At 66.8% G+C, this 17,394-nt stretch carries 17 protein-coding genes; 12 read left to right on the top strand and 5 right to left on the bottom strand.

From position 1 onward, the window contains the following. Positions 1–163 precede the first annotated feature (163 nt). Positions 164–544, top strand: a complete 381-nt coding sequence (locus ACTJK0_RS11610; RefSeq protein ID WP_110544723.1) for a DUF485 domain-containing protein — start codon at positions 164–166, stop codon at positions 542–544. Next, a complete protein-coding gene (locus ACTJK0_RS11615; protein ID WP_440745253.1) occupies positions 541–2,157 on the top strand; it encodes a solute symporter family protein in 1,617 nt (538 codons plus the stop codon). Before ACTJK0_RS11610 ends, ACTJK0_RS11615 begins: the two co-directional genes overlap by 4 nt. Before the next feature lie 110 nt (positions 2,158–2,267). On the opposite strand, the gene ACTJK0_RS11620 is transcribed toward ACTJK0_RS11615, so the two are convergent. From ACTJK0_RS11620 to ACTJK0_RS11635, 4 genes are all read right to left on the bottom strand, one after another. After that, positions 2,268–2,921: a hypothetical protein gene (locus ACTJK0_RS11620; RefSeq protein WP_440745254.1), complete on the bottom strand. Its 654-nt coding sequence runs from the start codon at positions 2,919–2,921 to the stop codon at positions 2,268–2,270. A gap of 16 nt (positions 2,922–2,937) precedes the next feature. Then, positions 2,938–3,342, bottom strand: a complete 405-nt coding sequence (locus ACTJK0_RS11625; protein ID WP_110544908.1) for a DUF4383 domain-containing protein — start codon at positions 3,340–3,342, stop codon at positions 2,938–2,940. 154 nt (positions 3,343–3,496) lie between these two features. Then, a complete protein-coding gene (locus tag ACTJK0_RS11630; RefSeq protein WP_440745255.1) occupies positions 3,497–4,042 on the bottom strand; it encodes a hypothetical protein in 546 nt (181 codons plus the stop codon). A gap of 133 nt (positions 4,043–4,175) precedes the next feature. Next, complete coding sequence (locus tag ACTJK0_RS11635; protein ID WP_110544731.1) at positions 4,176–4,649, bottom strand: Lrp/AsnC family transcriptional regulator; 474 nt, start codon at positions 4,647–4,649, stop codon at positions 4,176–4,178. A gap of 194 nt (positions 4,650–4,843) precedes the next feature. Here ACTJK0_RS11635 and pdhA point away from each other — a divergent pair, with 194 nt between their 5' ends. Genes pdhA through ACTJK0_RS11650 form a run of 3 tightly spaced genes read left to right on the top strand, consistent with a single transcriptional unit; the run spans position 4,844 to position 8,393 of the window. Then, positions 4,844–6,010, top strand: coding sequence for a pyruvate dehydrogenase (acetyl-transferring) E1 component subunit alpha (pdhA, locus tag ACTJK0_RS11640; protein ID WP_440745256.1), 1,167 nt, complete (start codon positions 4,844–4,846; stop codon positions 6,008–6,010). Then, complete coding sequence (locus tag ACTJK0_RS11645) at positions 6,010–7,020, top strand: alpha-ketoacid dehydrogenase subunit beta (RefSeq protein ID WP_440745257.1); 1,011 nt, start codon at positions 6,010–6,012, stop codon at positions 7,018–7,020. Before pdhA ends, ACTJK0_RS11645 begins: the two co-directional genes overlap by 1 nt. Beyond that, a complete protein-coding gene (locus ACTJK0_RS11650; RefSeq protein WP_440745258.1) occupies positions 7,017–8,393 on the top strand; it encodes a dihydrolipoamide acetyltransferase family protein in 1,377 nt (458 codons plus the stop codon). The genes ACTJK0_RS11645 and ACTJK0_RS11650 overlap by 4 nt, the downstream gene beginning before the upstream one ends. Positions 8,394–8,491: 98 nt before the next feature. Here ACTJK0_RS11650 and ACTJK0_RS11655 read toward each other — a convergent pair whose 3' ends face one another. Further along, positions 8,492–9,106, bottom strand: coding sequence for an SACE_7040 family transcriptional regulator (locus ACTJK0_RS11655; protein WP_440745292.1), 615 nt, complete (start codon positions 9,104–9,106; stop codon positions 8,492–8,494). A 187-nt stretch (positions 9,107–9,293) separates the two neighbouring features. On the opposite strand from ACTJK0_RS11655, the gene ACTJK0_RS11660 reads away from it, so the two are divergent. The 7 genes from ACTJK0_RS11660 to ACTJK0_RS11690 are packed head-to-tail and all read left to right on the top strand — an operon-like array spanning position 9,294 to position 17,377. Next, on the top strand, positions 9,294–10,901 hold the full coding sequence (locus ACTJK0_RS11660; RefSeq protein ID WP_440745259.1) for a carboxyl transferase domain-containing protein: 1,608 nt from the start codon (positions 9,294–9,296) through the stop codon (positions 10,899–10,901). A gap of 7 nt (positions 10,902–10,908) precedes the next feature. Further along, positions 10,909–13,179: an ATP-binding protein gene (locus tag ACTJK0_RS11665; protein WP_440745260.1), complete on the top strand. Its 2,271-nt coding sequence runs from the start codon at positions 10,909–10,911 to the stop codon at positions 13,177–13,179. Positions 13,180–13,181: 2 nt separating this feature from the next. After that, positions 13,182–14,345, top strand: a complete 1,164-nt coding sequence (locus ACTJK0_RS11670) for an acyl-CoA dehydrogenase family protein (RefSeq protein WP_440745261.1) — start codon at positions 13,182–13,184, stop codon at positions 14,343–14,345. A gap of 47 nt (positions 14,346–14,392) precedes the next feature. Next, the gene (locus ACTJK0_RS11675; protein WP_110544910.1) at positions 14,393–15,211 is read left to right on the top strand and encodes a CoA transferase subunit A; all 819 of its coding nucleotides are present in this window, start codon (positions 14,393–14,395) and stop codon (positions 15,209–15,211) included. Beyond that, a complete protein-coding gene (locus ACTJK0_RS11680; protein WP_440745262.1) occupies positions 15,208–15,990 on the top strand; it encodes a CoA transferase subunit B in 783 nt (260 codons plus the stop codon). The genes ACTJK0_RS11675 and ACTJK0_RS11680 overlap by 4 nt, the downstream gene beginning before the upstream one ends. Next, complete coding sequence (locus tag ACTJK0_RS11685) at positions 15,987–16,541, top strand: MaoC family dehydratase (RefSeq protein WP_440745263.1); 555 nt, start codon at positions 15,987–15,989, stop codon at positions 16,539–16,541. The genes ACTJK0_RS11680 and ACTJK0_RS11685 overlap by 4 nt, the downstream gene beginning before the upstream one ends. Next, positions 16,538–17,377, top strand: coding sequence for an HpcH/HpaI aldolase/citrate lyase family protein (locus ACTJK0_RS11690; protein WP_440745264.1), 840 nt, complete (start codon positions 16,538–16,540; stop codon positions 17,375–17,377). Before ACTJK0_RS11685 ends, ACTJK0_RS11690 begins: the two co-directional genes overlap by 4 nt. The last annotated feature ends 17 nt before the right edge of the window (positions 17,378–17,394 follow it).

Here is a 17,394-nt window from a genome sequence, read left to right on the forward strand (position 1 = left end):
CGGGGGGTGCCGTTTGCCGCAGCATCACAGCCGTTGAGCGACCGTGCGCTGCGAAGTTCTGGAACGGACAGCCCGGCGGACGGCAGAGTGATTGGTGTCACATCTGCGGTGTCCACCCGGGCCTGCCGCCTGGTGTGTACCGGCAACTCAATGAGGAGGAACGATGGGTAATGATGCCCATACTCCGGACGCAGCGGCGTCCGTGGACTTCGAGCAAGTCCAGTCGACCGGGCAGTTCCAGGAATTGCGCAGGCGTCACCGCAGCTTTGTTTTCCCCATGGCAGTGGTCTTCCTGCTGTGGTACTTCGCCTACGTGCTGCTCGCCGACTATGCGGTGGGATTCATGTCCACCAAGGTCTGGGGCAACATCAACATCGGCCTGATCCTGGGCCTGCTCCAGTTCGTCTCGACCTTCGCCATCACTGGCTGGTATGTCCACTACTCCAACCGGAAACTGGACCCCATCGCCTCGGAAATCCGGCAGGAAATCGAGGGGCATGAATTCGATAAGGACGGAAACCGAGTGGGCGGAGCCAACAAATGATCTCGATTCCTGCTGCGGTTGATGTGGCCGCCCTCAAGGACACCACCCTGCTCAACATGGGCATCTTCGGCCTGTTCGTGGCTGTGACCATGGTGATCGTGTTCCGCGCAAGCCGCAACAACAAGACGGCAGCGGACTACTACGCTGCCGGCCGCTCCTTCACCGGCTCACAGAACGGCACCGCCATCGCCGGCGACTACCTGTCCGCGGCCTCGTTCCTGGGCATCACCGGTGCCATCGCCATCAACGGCTACGACGGGTTCATGTACTCCATCGGCTTCCTGGTGGCCTGGCTGGTGGCGCTGCTGCTGGTGGCTGAACTGCTGCGCAACACCGGCAAGTTCACCATGGCGGACGTGCTGTCCTTCCGGCTGAAGCAGCGCCCCGTCCGGATCGCAGCCGCCATCTCCACCCTCGCCGTCTGCTTCTTCTACCTGCTGGCCCAGATGGCCGGCGCGGGAAGCCTGATCTCCCTCCTTCTGGGCATCAGCGACTGGGGCGGACAGGCCCTGGTGATCGTCGTCGTCGGCGCCCTCATGATCATGTATGTCCTCATCGGCGGCATGAAGGGCACCACCTGGGTCCAGATCATCAAGGCCATGCTGCTGATCGCTGGCGCCGCCGTCATGACCCTCTGGGTCCTGGCCATCTACGGCTTCAACCTCTCGGCCCTGCTGGGCGGCGCCGTGGAGACCGCCAACAACCCGGCCGTCCTCAATCCGGGCCTGCAGTACGGCAAGACCGAAACCTCCAAGCTGGACTTCATGTCCCTGGGCCTGGCCCTGGTCCTGGGCACCGCAGCCCTCCCGCACGTGCTGATGCGTTTCTATACGGTGCCCACGGCCAAGGAGGCACGCAAGTCGGTGGTCTGGTCCATCTGGCTGATCGGGCTGTTCTACCTCTTCACCCTGGTGCTGGGCTACGGCGCTGCCGCCCTGGTGGGAGCGGACACCATCAAGTCGGCACCCGGCGGTGTCAACGCTGCCGCCCCGCTGCTGGCGTTCCACCTTGGCGGGCCGCTGCTGCTGGGCTTCATCTCGGCCGTGGCGTTTGCCACCATCCTCGCGGTGGTGGCAGGGCTGACCATCACTGCTGCCGCGTCCTTTGCGCATGACATCTACGCCAACGTCATCGCCAAGGGCAAGGCGGACGCGGCCACCGAGGTCCGGGTGGCACGCCGCACGGTGGTGGTCATCGGCATCCTGGCCATCCTGGGCGGCATCTTCGCCAACGGCCAGAATGTCGCGTTCCTGGTGGCGCTGGCCTTCGCCGTCGCTGCCTCCGCCAACCTGCCCACCATCGTCTACTCGCTGTTCTGGCGGAAGTTCACCACCCAGGGCGCGGTGTGGAGCATGTACGGCGGCCTGGCCGCGGCCATCCTGCTCATCGTGTTCTCCCCGGTGGTCTCGGGATTGAAGACCTCGATGATCCCGGGTGCCAACTTCGCCCTCTTCCCGCTCAGCAACCCGGGCATCGTGTCCATCCCGCTGGCCTTCTTCCTGGGCTGGCTGGGCACCACCCTGGACAAGCGGCGGGAGGATCCTGCCAAGCAGGCCGAGATGGAAGTCCGTTCACTGACGGGCATTGGGGCCGAAAAGGCGGTGGACCACTGACGCCCACTCCGGGCTGAACCGGCAATAAACGTGAAGAGCCTCCTGCCGCTGGCCGCGGCACGGAGGCTCTTTCGTTGGCGGGCCGGGACCACTGTGGTCCCGGCGGGGGCTTACCGCTGGTGGTGGCCGGCCGGCGCCAGGTTGCCGTGCCCGCCATGCGGCACGGCATACTGGCCAGCCGTCGATGCGGCGAGTCCCGGCGTCGCAATTCCGGCCACCAGGACGGCACCGGCGAAAGCAGCCAGCAGGAGCCGGCCCGGCCGCATTCCGGCGGCCTGCGGGGAGGTGGCCATCCGCTGCCGGCGGTCCCCGGACCGCCCGAGCCATCCGACGGACGCGATGACCATCAGGGTGAGCAACAGTGCGGAAAGCTGCGTCAGGCCCAGTCCGGGGGTTCCGGACGCAGTGAAGACGATGCCCGCCAGGTGCACCGCGGCCGCACTGGACAGTGCATACCGGGTCCATCGGCCACCCACCAGGCGCTCCTTGGCCAGGAACACCACGGCGCCGGCAAACAGGGCCGCACCCCAAAGCCCCGCCAGCACTCCGGCCAGGAGCCGCGCCGGTTCCACGGCGCCTGATGATGCAAACATGCTGGACGAAATGGCAAGGTTTACCGAACCCGCACCAAAGCCGGCGAACCCGGTCAGCAGCCGGACCGGGGCTGCCGCCGGGGACACTGTGGCGTCCGGTGATGTGGTCCTGTCCGGTGCTGCGGCAGCATGTGCTGCCATGCCTGGTGCTGCGGCACCAGGTGCTGCCATGCCGGGCGTTGCCATGCTAGGCCCGGGCCGTGGCCGGGGACTTGTCCAGGGACAGGCCCACGCCCAGGAGGAGCACGGCGCTGGCCAGGTGGAGGACGTTGTCGGCGCCGTTCAGGGCGATGATGTTCAGCGGCGAATTCAGCAGGAACAGGCCGACAATGCCCACCAGGAGGTAGACGGCGCCCACAGTGGCATTGACGGTGCGTGCGGTGTCCGTACCGCGGAGTCCGGCGAAGAGCAGCGCGGCGCCGATGGCCAGGTGGATGACGTTGTGCAGGGGGTTGACTTCGAAGATGATGAGGTTCGCGCCTTCGGTGGCAACGAAACCGACGCCGGATGTGACGGCGAAGCCCAAAAGTCCCACCAGCAGGTAGACGGCTCCGAAGATGGTGGCGACAAGGCGGTTGGGTGAGTTGCGCATGGACCGGGTCCTTCCGATAGGGCGGGGAGGAATGTTCCCGCCGGCTGCGGGGTCCCGGATGGGACCCTCGGAAGCGATTCGGACCATTGGCCGGTGTGGATGGGTAGAAAGATCAGCACCCTTTCCAATTTTCCGGGCAGGCCGCCGGGACGGCCTACGAGGCTGGGCGCAGCTTGATGCTGGTCATCAGGAGCCGGTCGCTGCCCTCGAACCGGTATGCGAGGTCAACCTTCTTGCCCGTGCAGCTGATCTGGCCCATCACGTCCGCCGACTTCACCCCGTTCTCGGTGGCCACCTTGAGGTCGTTGTAGGCGGGCCTGCAGGAGCTGTCCATTTCCAGGCTCCGCACCCCGGAAATAAACGCTTCCTTGGAAAGCTGTTTCTGCAGGGCGGGGTCGAGGTACTCGTCGTAGGCGCCAGCTGTCTCGCCGGCGATCACCTTCCTGGTGAACTCGTCCGCGAGTCCCCGGGCCTGGTTGGTGGCGCTGCCCACCACATTCACCAGGATGGCGACGCCGATGATCACCAGCAGCAGCACGCCGCCGATGCTGCCAAGAATGATCCAGAGCTTCCGCCGGCTGGGCTGTTGCGGCGGTTCCCCTGGGAGGCCGAACGGGGCCGGCTGCTCCGGCATGGGGGGAATCTGCTGCGGCGTATAGGCGGCCCGGCCCTGCTGGTACGGATCCTGGGGACTGCTCAAGGGGGACCTTTCAACGAACTGGGCTCTGGCGCGGGGAGCCAACCCGGGCCTTCCCGGCCCGGCGCATGACTGCATCCAGCCTATAACCCTGCCCGCCGCCGTCGTACCAGCCGCACCCGGCGCCCGCATCGTTCTACCCGCCCTCGGAGCCCCGCTCCAGCAGGGGCTGCACCCGGAAAGGGATCAACTCACCCATCGCCAGCGCCGTGTCTGCCCGCTCTACCCCGTCGCAGGCCAGGATCTTGCCGTTGATCCGGAACAGGTCCTCCGCATCCCGGGCCACCACGCGCAGCAGCAAATCCGCCGAACCCGTGAGCCCGTATCCTTCCAGCACCTCAGGGATGGCCGCGATCTCCTCCGCCAGGCGCCCAAGCTTCTGCTGCTGGACGTGGACGGAGATGAAGGCCATCAGCGGGTACCCGAGCGCCACCGGATTGATGCGACGTTCAAAGGACAGGAAGACGTGCTTCTTCTCCAACTGCGCCATGCGCGCTTGGACGGTGTTGCGGGACAAGCCGAGCTTCTGGGCAAGCGCCACCACCGTGCGCCGCGGATCCTGCGCCATTGCCGACAGCAGGCGGGTGTCAGTGCCATCCAAAGCTCGCATAATGCGCAACGCTAGCACGGTCCCGGGACGCCGGGCAGGGCACTCTGCTCAAAAATTTCCGCAGTGGTTGTACCCCCTGGGTGTTGTGAGTAGGGTCACAGTATCTGGGGCAATGACGCCCGGAAGGCCGGTGGCGGCAGGGGCCAAAAGCCCGTAAAACCACGGGTCAACGACGTACGAAGGTTGCGGCAATCGTGTCTACAGACGAAACGGGCCATGGCGGTACAAAGACCCCGCAAAGCGCAGGAGATTCCGCGGCGGGACAGGAACTCCTCCAGTTGCTCACCCCTTCGGGTGAACGCATCAGCCATCCGGAGTTCGACTTCTGGGTGAAGGACATTACAGACGAACAGTTGTGTTCCCTTTATGAGGACATGACCGTCATCCGCAGGATCGACGTGGAGGCCACCGCCCTCCAGCGCCAGGGGGAGCTCGCCCTGTGGCCGCCGTTCCTGGGCCAGGAGGCAGCCCAGATCGGATCGGGACGGGCCCTGCGGGCCGACGATTTCGTATTCTCCAGCTACCGGGAGAACGGCGTGGCCTACTGCCGGGGCGTGGACCTGACCGACCTCCTGCGGGTCTGGCGCGGCAACGCCTCCGGCGGCTGGGATCCGTACAGCATCAATATGGCCACGCCGCAGATCATCATCGGTGCCCAGACCCTGCACGCCACCGGCTATGCCATGGGCATCCAGAATGACGGGGCCGACGCCGTGGCCGTCACCTACTTCGGCGACGGTGCCACCAGCGAGGGCGACGTGAACGAGGCCTTGGTGTTCGCCGCCAGCTTCCAGGCCCCGGTGGTTTTCTTCTGCACCAACAACCACTGGGCGATTTCCGAGCCCGTGCGGCTCCAGTCCCACATCCACCTCGCCGACCGGGCCACCGGCTTCGGCATCCCCAGCCTGCGGGTGGACGGCAACGACGTCCTGGCAGTCATGGCTGCCACCCGGCTTGCGCTGGACCGGGCCCGGCGGGGCGGCGGACCCACGTTCATCGAGGCCGTCAGCTACCGCATGGGCCCGCACACCACGGCGGATGACCCAACGAGGTACCGCGATCCCAACGAACTCGAGGACTGGGCCGCCAAGGACCCCATCGCCAGGCTGGCCGGCCTCCTGGAGCGCAAGGGCCTCCTGACCGACACGCTGCAGCAGCAGGTCAAGGACAAAGCCGACACCGTTGCGGCGCAGATGCGCCGCGGATGCACCACCATGCCGGACCCGCAGCCCATGGACATCTTCAAGCATGTCTACAGCACCCCCAATTCCTGGCTGGAACGCCAGCAGGACCACTACGCCCGCTACCTGGCCTCCTTCGGCGATCCCGCAGGAGCCGTTTCCGAAGAAGGTGCACGCTGATGACCCAGTTGACCTTTGCCCGTGCCATCAACGCCGGGCTGCGCAAGTCGCTGGAGAACGACTCCAAGGTGGTCCTCCTGGGCGAGGACATCGGTGCCCTGGGTGGTGTTTTCCGGGTGACGGACGGCCTGCAAAAGGATTTCGGCACGCACCGGGTGGTGGACACGCCGCTGGCGGAGTCCGCGATCATGGGCACAGCCGTCGGCCTGGCCTACCGGGGTTACCGGCCGGTGGTGGAAATCCAGTTCGATGGGTTCATCTACCCTGCGTTTGACCAGATCGTCAGCCAGGTGGCCAAACTGCATTACCGCACCCGCGGCGCCGTGAAGATGCCCATCACCATCAGGGTCCCGTTCGGCGGCGGCATCGGCTCGCCCGAACACCACTCCGAATCCCCGGAGGCGTACTTCACGCACACCTCCGGGCTGCGCGTGGTGACAGTGGCGAACCCGCAGGATGCCTACACGGTGATCCAGCAGGCCATCTCCTGTGACGACCCCGTCCTGTACTTCGAGCCCAAGCGCCGGTACCACGACAAGGGCGAAGTGGACGAGTCCGTCGACCCGCGGTCGGCCCTGCCCATGGACAAGGCCCGGGTGCTGACCACCGGCAGCGACGTCACGCTCGTTGCCTACGGTCCCCTGGTCAAGACCGCGCTGGATGCCGCCTCTGCCGCAGCCGACGAGGGCATCTCCATCGAAGTCATCGACCTGCGCTCGCTGGCTCCCGTTGATTACGAACCCGTAGTGGCCTCCGTGCGGAAGACCGGGCGCCTGGTTGTGACGCACGAGGCCGGTCAGTCCGGCGGCCTGGGCGCGGAAGTTGCGGCGAGCATCACTGAGCGGTGCTTCTACCATCTGGAGGCCGCCCCCATTCGGGTGACCGGCTTTGACATCCCCTACCCCTACTCAAAACTGGAAATGCACCACGTGCCGGGCCTGGACCGCATCCTTGACGGCGTGGACCGGGCCCTGGGCCGCCCCAACTCCCTGAGTGGACTGGAAGGATGAGCGCCACCATGATCAAGGAATTCCGCCTCCCGGACCTGGGCGAGGGACTCACCGAGTCAGAAATCCTCAGTTGGAAGGTGGACGTTGGCGACACCGTCAGCCTGAACCAGGTCATCGCCGAAGTTGAAACCGCCAAAGCCGTGGTGGAACTGCCGTCACCGTTTGCCGGGGTCATCAAGGAACTTCACGAACAGCCCGGTTCCGTAGTGGAGGTGGGCAAGCCGATCGTCTCCTTCGAAGTTCCGGACGACGCCGGCGCGTCACCTTCGCAGCCGTCCGCCGGCTTGGCGGCGGGGGAAGGGGAATCCGCTGCGGTAACGCCGAAAAGGGAACCGAACCTGGTGGGATACGGTGCCGTCGTCGAAGCCTCCGGCCGGCCCACGCGGCGGGCGCGGAACTTCACCCCGGTGGTTGAACCTGTCGAAACCGAGCCTCCGGTGGTTGAGCCTGTCGAAATCAAGCCAGCCGAAACCAGGCCTGGCGAACCCCGGCCCGCCGAACGCCCCCGTTCCACTCCTCCGGTCCGCAAGCTGGCCAAGGACCTCGGCGTGGNCGCCACCGGTCCGGGCGGCCTCATCACCCGCGAAGACGTCCAGGGATTCGCCGGACACCCGGAAGAACCGGCGCCTCCGGCCGGACCGGCGCCGAAAGACGTTGCAGCCCGCCCCGGTGCGCGGGAGACGCGGACCCCCATCAAGGGCGTCCGCAAACACACCGCGGCTGCCATGGTGCACAGCGCGTTCACCGCGCCGCACGCCACCGAGTTCCTCACCGTGGACGTCACGCCAAGCCTTGAGCTGCTGGCCAAACTCAAGAACAGCAGGGCGTTCGCAGGCGTCAAGCTCACCCCGTTGACGCTCGCGGCCAAGGCGGTCCTGATCGCCCTGCGCCGCAACCCGGCCCTGAACTCCCGCTGGGACGAGGAAAACCAGGAAATCATCACCTTCAATTACGTGAACCTGGGTATCGCGGCCGCCACGCCGAGGGGACTCACTGTTCCCAATATCAAGGACGCCGACACCCTGGCGCTTCCGGAGCTGGCCCAGTCCCTGACGGCGCTCGCCGAAACCGCACGGGCCGGAAAGACAACCCCCGCAGATCTTTCCGGGGGCACCATCTCCATCACCAACATCGGCGTCTTTGGCATCGACGCCGGCATCCCCATCCTCAATCCCGGGGAAGCTGCCATCCTGGGCCTCGGAGCAGTCCGGACATTGCCGTGGGAGTACAAAGGCGAGGTGGCGCTGCGACAGGTGCTCACGCTGAGCCTGTCCTTCGATCACCGCCTGGTGGACGGGGAACAGGGTTCGCGGTTCCTGGCCGACGTCGGGGCCATCCTGGCCGAACCCGGGATGGTGCTCACGATGGTCTAACGGGTCCTGACCTGCACATCACCGGCCCCAACCCGCATAAGCGGCGCTGCCCGGGGCCGGTTGTGCGGGCCGGGGCCGTTCGTGCGGTGCCGGGCGGGTCAGGCCGACGGCACGGTCAGCGCGGCGAGCGCCATGCGCTCAAGCAGCGGCCGGGCCACCCCGACGGCCATCCGCCTGCCGTGGGTGCGGACGGAGTGCGGAGTGGAATTGATAAGGCCAAAGGTGGCGTGTGCCCGCATTCGCAGCTCGGCTGTATCAATTCCGGGATGCACCTTGGCCAGAACCTCGACCCATACCTCCACATAGCTGCGCTGCAGGGTGCGCACCGCCAACTGGTCCCGCTCTGACAGGTTGCTGAAGTCGCGGTCCTGCACCCGGATCACATCCGGCTTGCCCAGGGCGAAATCCACCTGGAACTCCACCAGCCGGCGCAGCGCGGCCAGGGGGTCGGCGCTGCTTTCCGCCACCTGGCGCCCGCCGTCCAGCAGTTCCTGGCTCACGGTGACCAGCAGGTCGGCGAGGACGGCCTGCTTGCCGGAAAAATGGCGGTACACCGCAGGCCCGCTGACTCCGGCCGCCGCCCCCAGGTCCTCCAGCGAGACACGGTTGAAACCGTTCAGGGCGAACAGTGAGGCGGCAGCAGCCAGCAATGCCTGCCGCCGGTTCTCCTTGGCCCTGCCGCGCTGGGTAGTGGGACCGGGCGGTGCGGTGATTGGCTGCCTTGCATTGCCGGGTTGTGTTTCCGTGCTGGCCACTTTTCCTCCTAGGACCGACGCAGAGTCTAGCAAGCCGATGGTGTGTTGGACATCACAGTTAATCGCGACTAACCTGAATTTCAGTTATTAAACACTAACCGAATTGGCGTTGAAGCCACCCGGTCAACACAAGGACGGACCGTCGATGGAGACCCTTGCCACCCGGCTTGATGCAGCAAGCGAGTCCTTTCGAACCAACCGGGAAGCGCAGCTCTCGCTCGCTGAAGAGCTGCGGAAAAGGCTGGCGGACGCGGCATTGGGCGGCCCGCAAAAGTCGAGGGACCGCCACGTGGCCCGCGGCAAGCTCCTGCCGCGGGACCGGATCGACCAGTTGCTGGATGACGGAAGCCCCTTCCTGGAGATTGCCCCGCTGGCAGCGAACGGAATGTACGACGACGAGGCTCCGGGCGCCGGTGTCATCGCCGGGATCGGCCTGGTGCACGGCCGGCAGGTCCTGGTGATCTCGAACGACGCAACCGTCAAGGGCGGCACCTACTACCCGATGACGGTGAAGAAGCATCTCCGCGCCCAGGAGATCGCCCTGGAAAACAGGCTGCCGTGCATCTACCTGGTGGACTCCGGCGGCGCCTTCCTGCCCAAACAGGACGAAGTGTTTCCGGACAAGGACCACTTTGGCCGCATCTTTTACAACCAGGCCCGCCTGTCCGCGGCGAAGATCCCGCAGATCGCGGCCGTCATGGGCTCCTGCACGGCCGGCGGAGCCTACGTCCCCGCCATGAGCGATGAGACCGTCATCGTCCGCAACCAGGGCACCATCTTCCTTGGCGGCCCGCCGTTGGTGAAGGCCGCGATCGGCGAAATCGTCACGGCGGAGGAGCTGGGCGGCGGCGAGGTGCACTCCCGGGTCTCCGGCGTCACTGACCACCTGGCTGAAAATGATGAACACGCCCTGCAGATCGTCCGGGACATCGTGGCCACCCTGCCGCCCCCTGGCGCCCCCGCCTGGCAGGTGGAACCCGCCGTCGAACCGGCCGTGGACCCGGACGGCCTCTATGGCGCCGTGCCCACGGACGTCAATGCCCCCTACGACGTCCACGAGGTCATCGCCCGGTTGGTGGACGGCAGCAGGTTCCATGAGTTCAAGAAGGACTATGGCACCACCCTGGTCACAGGGTTCGCCCGGATCGAGGGGCATCCAGTGGGAATCGTGGCCAACAACGGGGTGCTGTTCAGCGAATCGTCACTCAAGGGCGCCCATTTCATTGAACTGTGCGACCAGCGCGGCATCCCGCTGGTGTTCCTGCAAAACATCTCCGGCTTCATGGTGGGCAGGGACGCCGAGCAGGGCGGCATCGCCAAGAACGGCGCCAAGATGGTCACCGCCGTTGCCACCGCCCGGGTGCCCAAGCTGACTGTGGTCATCGGCGGCTCCTTTGGTGCGGGCAACTACTCGATGTGCGGCCGTGCTTACTCCCCACGGTTCCTGTGGATGTGGCCCGCGGCCAGGATTTCGGTCATGGGAGGAAACCAGGCCGCCACTGTCCTGGCCACCGTTAAGCGGGACCAGTACGAGGCGGCCGGCGGGGAATGGCCGGAACAGGACGAGGAGGAGTTCAAGGCCCCCATCCGGCGGCAGTACGAGGAACAGGGCAGCCCTTACTACTCCACGGCCCGGCTGTGGGATGACGCCGTCATCGATCCTGCCGATACGCGCACCGTCCTGGGCCTGGCGCTTGACGTCGTCTCCCGCACCCCCTTGCCGGAGACCTCCTTCGGCCTCTTCCGGATGTGAGCCAGCAATGACCATGCAGACCACCACAGATCCAGCCACTGCCAGTACTGGTGCCACCCACGGAGCCGGCGGCGCGCCGGTGTTCAGCACGGTGCTGGTCGCGAACCGCGGCGAGATCGCCTGCCGCGTCATCCGCACCCTGCGCCGCCTCGGAATCCGTTCCATTGCGGTCTACAGCGACGCCGACTCCGGTGCCCGCCACGTGCGGGAAGCGGACGCTTCCGTGCGGATCGGCCCCGCCGCGGCAAGCGAAAGCTACCTGAATACCGACGCCATCATCCGGGCCTGCAAGGAGACCGGGGCCGAGGCCGTCCACCCCGGCTATGGCTTCCTGAGCGAGAATGTGGACTTCGCCCGCGCCCTGGAGAAGGCCGGGGTCACCTTCATCGGCCCCGGCGTGGAAGCGCTCAATGTCATGGGCGACAAGATCCGGGCAAAGAACCACGTGGCCGGGTACGGCGTGCCGGTTGTTCCGGGCATCGCCAAGCCCGGGATGACCGACGCCGAACTTATGGAGGCGGCTGCCGCCGTCGGCTTTCCCCTCCTGATCAAGCCGTCAGCGGGCGGCGGGGGCAAAGGCATGCAGGCCGTCGCAAAGCCGGAGGACCTGCCCTCCGCCCTGGTAACCGCCCGGCGCGTGGCGGCCGCAGCGTTCGGCGATGACACCCTGTTCCTGGAGCGCCTGGTCACCACGCCCCGGCACATCGAGGTGCAGGTGCTGGCGGACGGCCATGGCAACGTCATCCACCTGGGGGAGCGCGAATGCTCCCTCCAGCGCAGGCACCAGAAAGTCATTGAGGAAGCCCCCTCACCCCTGCTGGAGAGCCTCCCCAACGGGGCTGAAGTGCGCGCGCGGATCGGTGAAGCGGCCTGCAACGCCGCCCGCAGCGTGGACTACACAGGGGCGGGAACCGTGGAATTCCTGGTCTCCGACGATGCGCCGGACGAATTCTTCTTCATGGAAATGAACACCCGGCTGCAGGTGGAACACCCGGTCACCGAGATGGTGACGGGCACCGACCTGGTGGAATGGCAGGTGCGGATCGCCGCCGGTGCCGAACTGACGCTCCGGCAGGACGACGTAAGGCTTTCCGGGCATGCCGTGGAGGCCCGGGTGTACGCCGAGGTGCCGGAAAAGAACTTCCTCCCGTCCACCGGAACGGTGCTTGTGCTGGACGAACTGCCTGGGCCCAAGGCGCGGCCCAGCGCTCCTGCCCGCGTGGAAGTGGAGCAGGCCGCCGGCCGGGTCCGGGTGGATTCCTCCCTGGTCGAAGGGCTGGAGCTCCCGGCCAACTACGACCCCATGATCTCGAAGGTCATCGCATGGGGTGAAGACCGCGCAGCCGCCCTGGCCACCCTGGACGAAGCCTTGTCCGGTTACACAGCTCTTGGCATCGACACCAACGTTGAATACCTGAGGCTCCTGCTCAGCGATCCCGAGGTCCGGGCAGGCCGCCTGGACACCGGGTTGATCGAACGGAAACTGCCCGGGCTGGAGTTCCGGCGCGCGGGCGACGCGGAACTGGTCGCCGCCGCCCTGTACACGCTCTCCATAGAGGATGACAGCAACCCTTACCCGGGGAGCGGCCCCTGGCGGGACCGCAGCGGCTGGCGCCTTGGGAAGCCGGCGCCCCGCCGCATCAGCCTGGGAACGCCCGACGGCGGCGTGGCCACCATCCAGGTGACCGGCACCCCCAACGGGGGTGGCACTGCCGTGGTTGCCGTCGACGGCGGCCCCGCGATGCGTGCGTCACTGCAGTGGTCCAGCCGGCGAAGCTTCGACCTTGACCTCGATGGCCAACGCCACGCCTACCGGCTGGCACCGGTGCATGCAGGGCCGCCGGCTCCTGCGGTGGACAACGCCCTTCCCGCCGGGCCCGCCCGGCTGTTCCTCGGCAATGCCGGCTGGTCCTGCGGCCTGGACGTCCTGACCCGCGAGGCGCGGCTGGAACGGGTGCTGGCTGCCATCCAGCGGCAGGAAGGCGCGGCCGACCCCGAGGTGCGCTCGCCGATGCCCGGGACCGTGGTGGCCGTCCCGGTCGCCGATGGCGAAGCGGTCCAGGCCGGGGACGTCCTGGTGTCCGTGGAGGCCATGAAGATGGAACACCACCTGGTGGCCCCGCTGGCAGGGACGGTCCACCTGACCGCCCGTACCGGCGACCTGGTCAAGGCGGACCAGGTGCTGGCCACCATCCACCCGGACCCCACCCGGGACGCCGTGGACACATCGCAAGCCACAGACACAGATTCAGCTGCACAGCAAGGCGAAGGAGCCTGACCATGACCGGTTTTGAACTCAGCGAGGAATACCAGGACCTCAGCGACACCGTGCGCGACTTCGCGGACAACGTGGTGGCCCCGGTTTCGGCAAAGCACGACGAAGAGCACAGCTTCCCGTACGAAGTGGTGAAGCAGATGGCGGAGATGGGCCTGTTCGGGCTGCCGTTCCCGGAGGAATACGGCGGTATGGGTGGGGACTACTTCGCCCTGGCCCTCGCCCTGGAACAGCTCGGCCGCGTGGACCAGTCCGTCGCAATCACCCTTGAGGCGGGCGTGTCCCTGGGTGCCATGCCCGTCTACCGCTTCGGCACCGACGCGCAAAAAGCGGAATGGCTGCCCATGCTGGCCTCCGGACAGGCGCTCGCCGGGTTCGGGCTGACCGAGCCGGAGGCGGGCTCGGACGCCGGCGGGACCAAGACCCATGCCCGCCGCCAGGACGGCAACTGGGTGATCAACGGCAACAAGGAGTTCATCACCAACTCCGGGACGGACATCACCCGGTTGGTCACCGTCACGGCCGTCACGGGGGAAACGGACCGCGGGGACGGCAGCGTCAAAAAGGAGATTTCCACCATCCTGGTGCCCACGGACACCCCGGGCTTCAAGGCGGAAAAGCCCTACAACAAGGTGGGTTGGAACGCCTCCGACACGCACCCGCTGACGCTCAAGGATGTCCGCGTGCCGGAGGAAAACCTGCTGGGCGCCGAGGGGCGCGGCTACGCGAACTTCCTCTCCATCCTGGACGAGGGGCGCATCGCCATCGCGGCCCTGGCCACCGGCGCGGCCCAGGGCTGCGTTGACCTGTCGGTCCGGTACGCCCGGGAGCGGCGCGCGTTCGGCAGCGAAATCGGCAAGTACCAGGCCATCTCGTTCAAGATCGCCAGGATGGAAGCACGGGCCCACACTGCCCGCCTGGCCTATTACGATGCTGCCGCCAGGATGCTCGCCGGGAAGCCGTTCAAGACCCAGGCGGCCATCGCTAAGATGGTCGCAGGCGAGGCGGCCATGGACAATGCGCGGGATGCCACCCAGGTATTCGGCGGCTATGGCTTCATCAACGAGTTCACCGTGGCACGCCACTACCGCGACTCCAAGATCCTTGAAGTGGGGGAGGGCACCACGGAGGTCCAGTTGATGCTCATCGCCCGCGAACTGGGACTGTAGCCCCTGCACATGCGGCAGGAAACGCAGCCGGCCTGAAAGGATCGATGATGATTGACAAGGTTGTTGCCAGTGCCGATGAAGCCGTCGCGGACATTCCCGACGGCGCCTCCGTCGCTGTGGGCGGGTTCGGTCTCTGCGGTATCCCGGTGGCCCTGATCGACGCCCTGCACCGGGCCGGCACGTCGGGGCTGGAGACCGTCAGCAACAACTGCGGCGTGGACGACTGGGGGCTCGGCATCCTGCTCCGGGACGGGCGGATCCGCCGTACCATCAGCTCCTACGTGGGCGAAAACAAGGAGTTCGCCCGCCAGTACCTCGCCGGTGAACTGGAAGTGGTACTGACCCCGCAGGGCACGCTGGCGGAGAAGCTGCGCGCCGGCGGCGCCGGCATACCCGCGTTCTACACCAAGGCGGGAGTCGGAACCCAGGTGTCCGACGGCGGCCTGCCGCAGAAATACGACGCGAACGGCGGCATTGCTGTTGCCTCCGCCCCGAAGGAGGTCCGCTCGTTCGGGGGAGTGGACTACGTCCTGGAAGAGTCCCTCACACCGGACTTCGGACTGGTGCATGCGTGGAAGGGCGACCGCCACGGCAACCTGGTCTTCCACGCCACGGCGATGAACTTCAACCCCCTGTGCGCCATGGCCGGACGGATCACCATCGCCGAGGTCGAGGAACTCGTGGAGCCCGGTGAACTTGATCCCGAGCACATCCACACCCCGGGGATCTTCGTCCAGCGCGTGGTCCTTGCGAAGGACGGCGAGAAGCGGATCGAGAAACGCACCGTCGCCCTGACGGGGAGAACTGCCGGGGGCGCAGCCTCCAGCGGAAGTACACCGGGCAGCGTCCAGCAGGCAGGAGCATGACCATGGATCCGAACAGCCCCGAAGCGCCGCGGCCCGAAGCGGTCCGCCCGGAGTACCGCCGGGCAGGCTCCCAGCGCCATGCCGCCCCCGGCGACCAGGCCTCCGCCGCCGACAGCAAAGGCTGGACCAGAAACGAACTGGCAGAACGGGTCGCCCGGGAGCTCCGCAACGGACAATACGTGAACCTGGGCATCGGCATGCCCACCCTGATTCCGAACTACATACCCGACGGGGTGGAAGTGGTGCTGCACTCCGAGAACGGGATCCTCGGGGTGGGCCCCTACCCCGCGGAAGACGCGGTGGACCCGGACCTGATCAATGCCGGCAAGGAAACCGTGACGGTCAACAGGGGAGCCGCATTCTTCGACTCGGCAACGTCGTTCGGCATGATCCGCGGCGGCCACGTGGACCTTGCCGTCCTGGGCGCCATGGAGGTTGCCGCCAACGGAGACCTGGCCAACTGGATGATCCCCGGAAAGATGGTCAAGGGAATGGGTGGGGCCATGGACCTGGTGTTCGGGGCCAAGCGGGTGATCGTCATGATGGAGCACGTGGACCGCAGCGGCAACCCCAAGATCGTCCAGGAGTGCTCACTGCCGCTGACCGGGAAGGGCTGCGTGGACCGGATTATTACGGACCTGGCCGTCATCGACGTCGTCAAGGACGGTGGTTCCCCGCGCCTGGTCCTGCGCGAACTCGCCCCCAATGTCTCCGCCGAGGACGTCGTGGCCGCGACCGGCGCGGACCTCTTCGAGGAAGACCAGGAACTCACCGTATGAGCGCCAAGGATTCCACCGGCACCCGGCAGGGCGACGGCGGCAGGCGCGTGGTCGAACAGCGCGGGCTGTACTTCGATGAACTGGAGGAGGGCGTAGTGTATGCCCACCGCCCGGGACGCACGGTGACGGAAACGGACAATGTCCTGTTCACCACGCTCACAATGAACACCCAGGCGCTGCACCTGGACGCGGCCTGGAGCGCCGGCCAGCCCTTCGGCCAGCGGCTGATGAATTCCATGTTCACCCTGGCCACCATGGTGGGACAGTCGGTGACGCAGCTGACCCAGGGGACCATCATCGCCCAGTTGGGCCTGACGGACGTGTCGTTCCCGCATCCGCTCTACCACGGGGACACGCTCTATACGGAGACGGTGATCACCGGGAAGCGGCTTTCGGCCTCGCGCCCCGGGCAGGGGATCGCCACCATGGAGCACACCGGGCGCAACCAGGACGGAACGGTGGTGGCCCGTGCCACCCGCAGCTGCCTGATGTGGATCCGGGATGCGCACATGAAGGCGCAGGGCAGCGGACAGGAGAGAATGCCGGTATGACTTTTGTGATGGGACCCGCGCTGCTCTTCTGCCCCGCCGACCGGCCGGAGCGGTACCAAAAGGCCGCCGCCCGCGCGGACGCCGTGATCCTGGACCTCGAGGACGCGGTGGCGCCGGCGGACAAGCAGCGTGCCCGGGGCGCCATCCTCGCCCAGCTCGGAACCACGGGAGTGGAACCGGAACTTGAACCCAGCTGCACCATCGTGCGGGTCAATCCTGTTGGCACCGGCGACTTTGAAAAGGACCTGCACTGCCTGGCGCACACGCCCTACCGGACCGTGATGCTGGCCAAGGCCGAATCGGCCGAACAGCTTAAGGCGCTGGAGGGGTACCAGGTCATCGCCCTGTGTGAAACAGCCCTCGGGGTGCTCAACGCCACGGCTATCGCCGCTGCCCCCAACGTGGTGGGCCTCATGTGGGGGGCGGAGGACCTGCTCGCCACACTTGGCGGCACGTCCAGCAGGAATGACGACGGCGGCTACCGGGCGGTGGCGCTGCACGCCCGCTCGTCGGTGCTCTTGGCGGCGCGCGCCCATGGGAAGGAAGCAGTGGACGCCGTCTACACGAACATCCCGGACCTTGACGGACTGGCCGCAGAAGCCGCCGATGCCGTGGCCTCCGGGTTCAGCTCCAAGGCATGCATCCACCCCAGCCAGGCCGCCGTCGTCCGCAAGGCCTACGCGCCCTCCGATGAGGAGGTGGCCGCGGCCCAGGCGCTCCTGGATGCCGCCGCATCGGCCGGATCGGGAGTCTTCACGTACCATGGGAAGATGATCGACGGGCCCATCCTCAAGCATGCCCAGGAGATCATCCGCCGCGCGGCGGAACGGGTCTAGCGGACGGAAGGATCTGG

This window comes from Paenarthrobacter sp. 22069, from assembly GCF_052046035.1.
Lineage (GTDB): Bacteria > Actinomycetota > Actinomycetes > Actinomycetales > Micrococcaceae > Arthrobacter.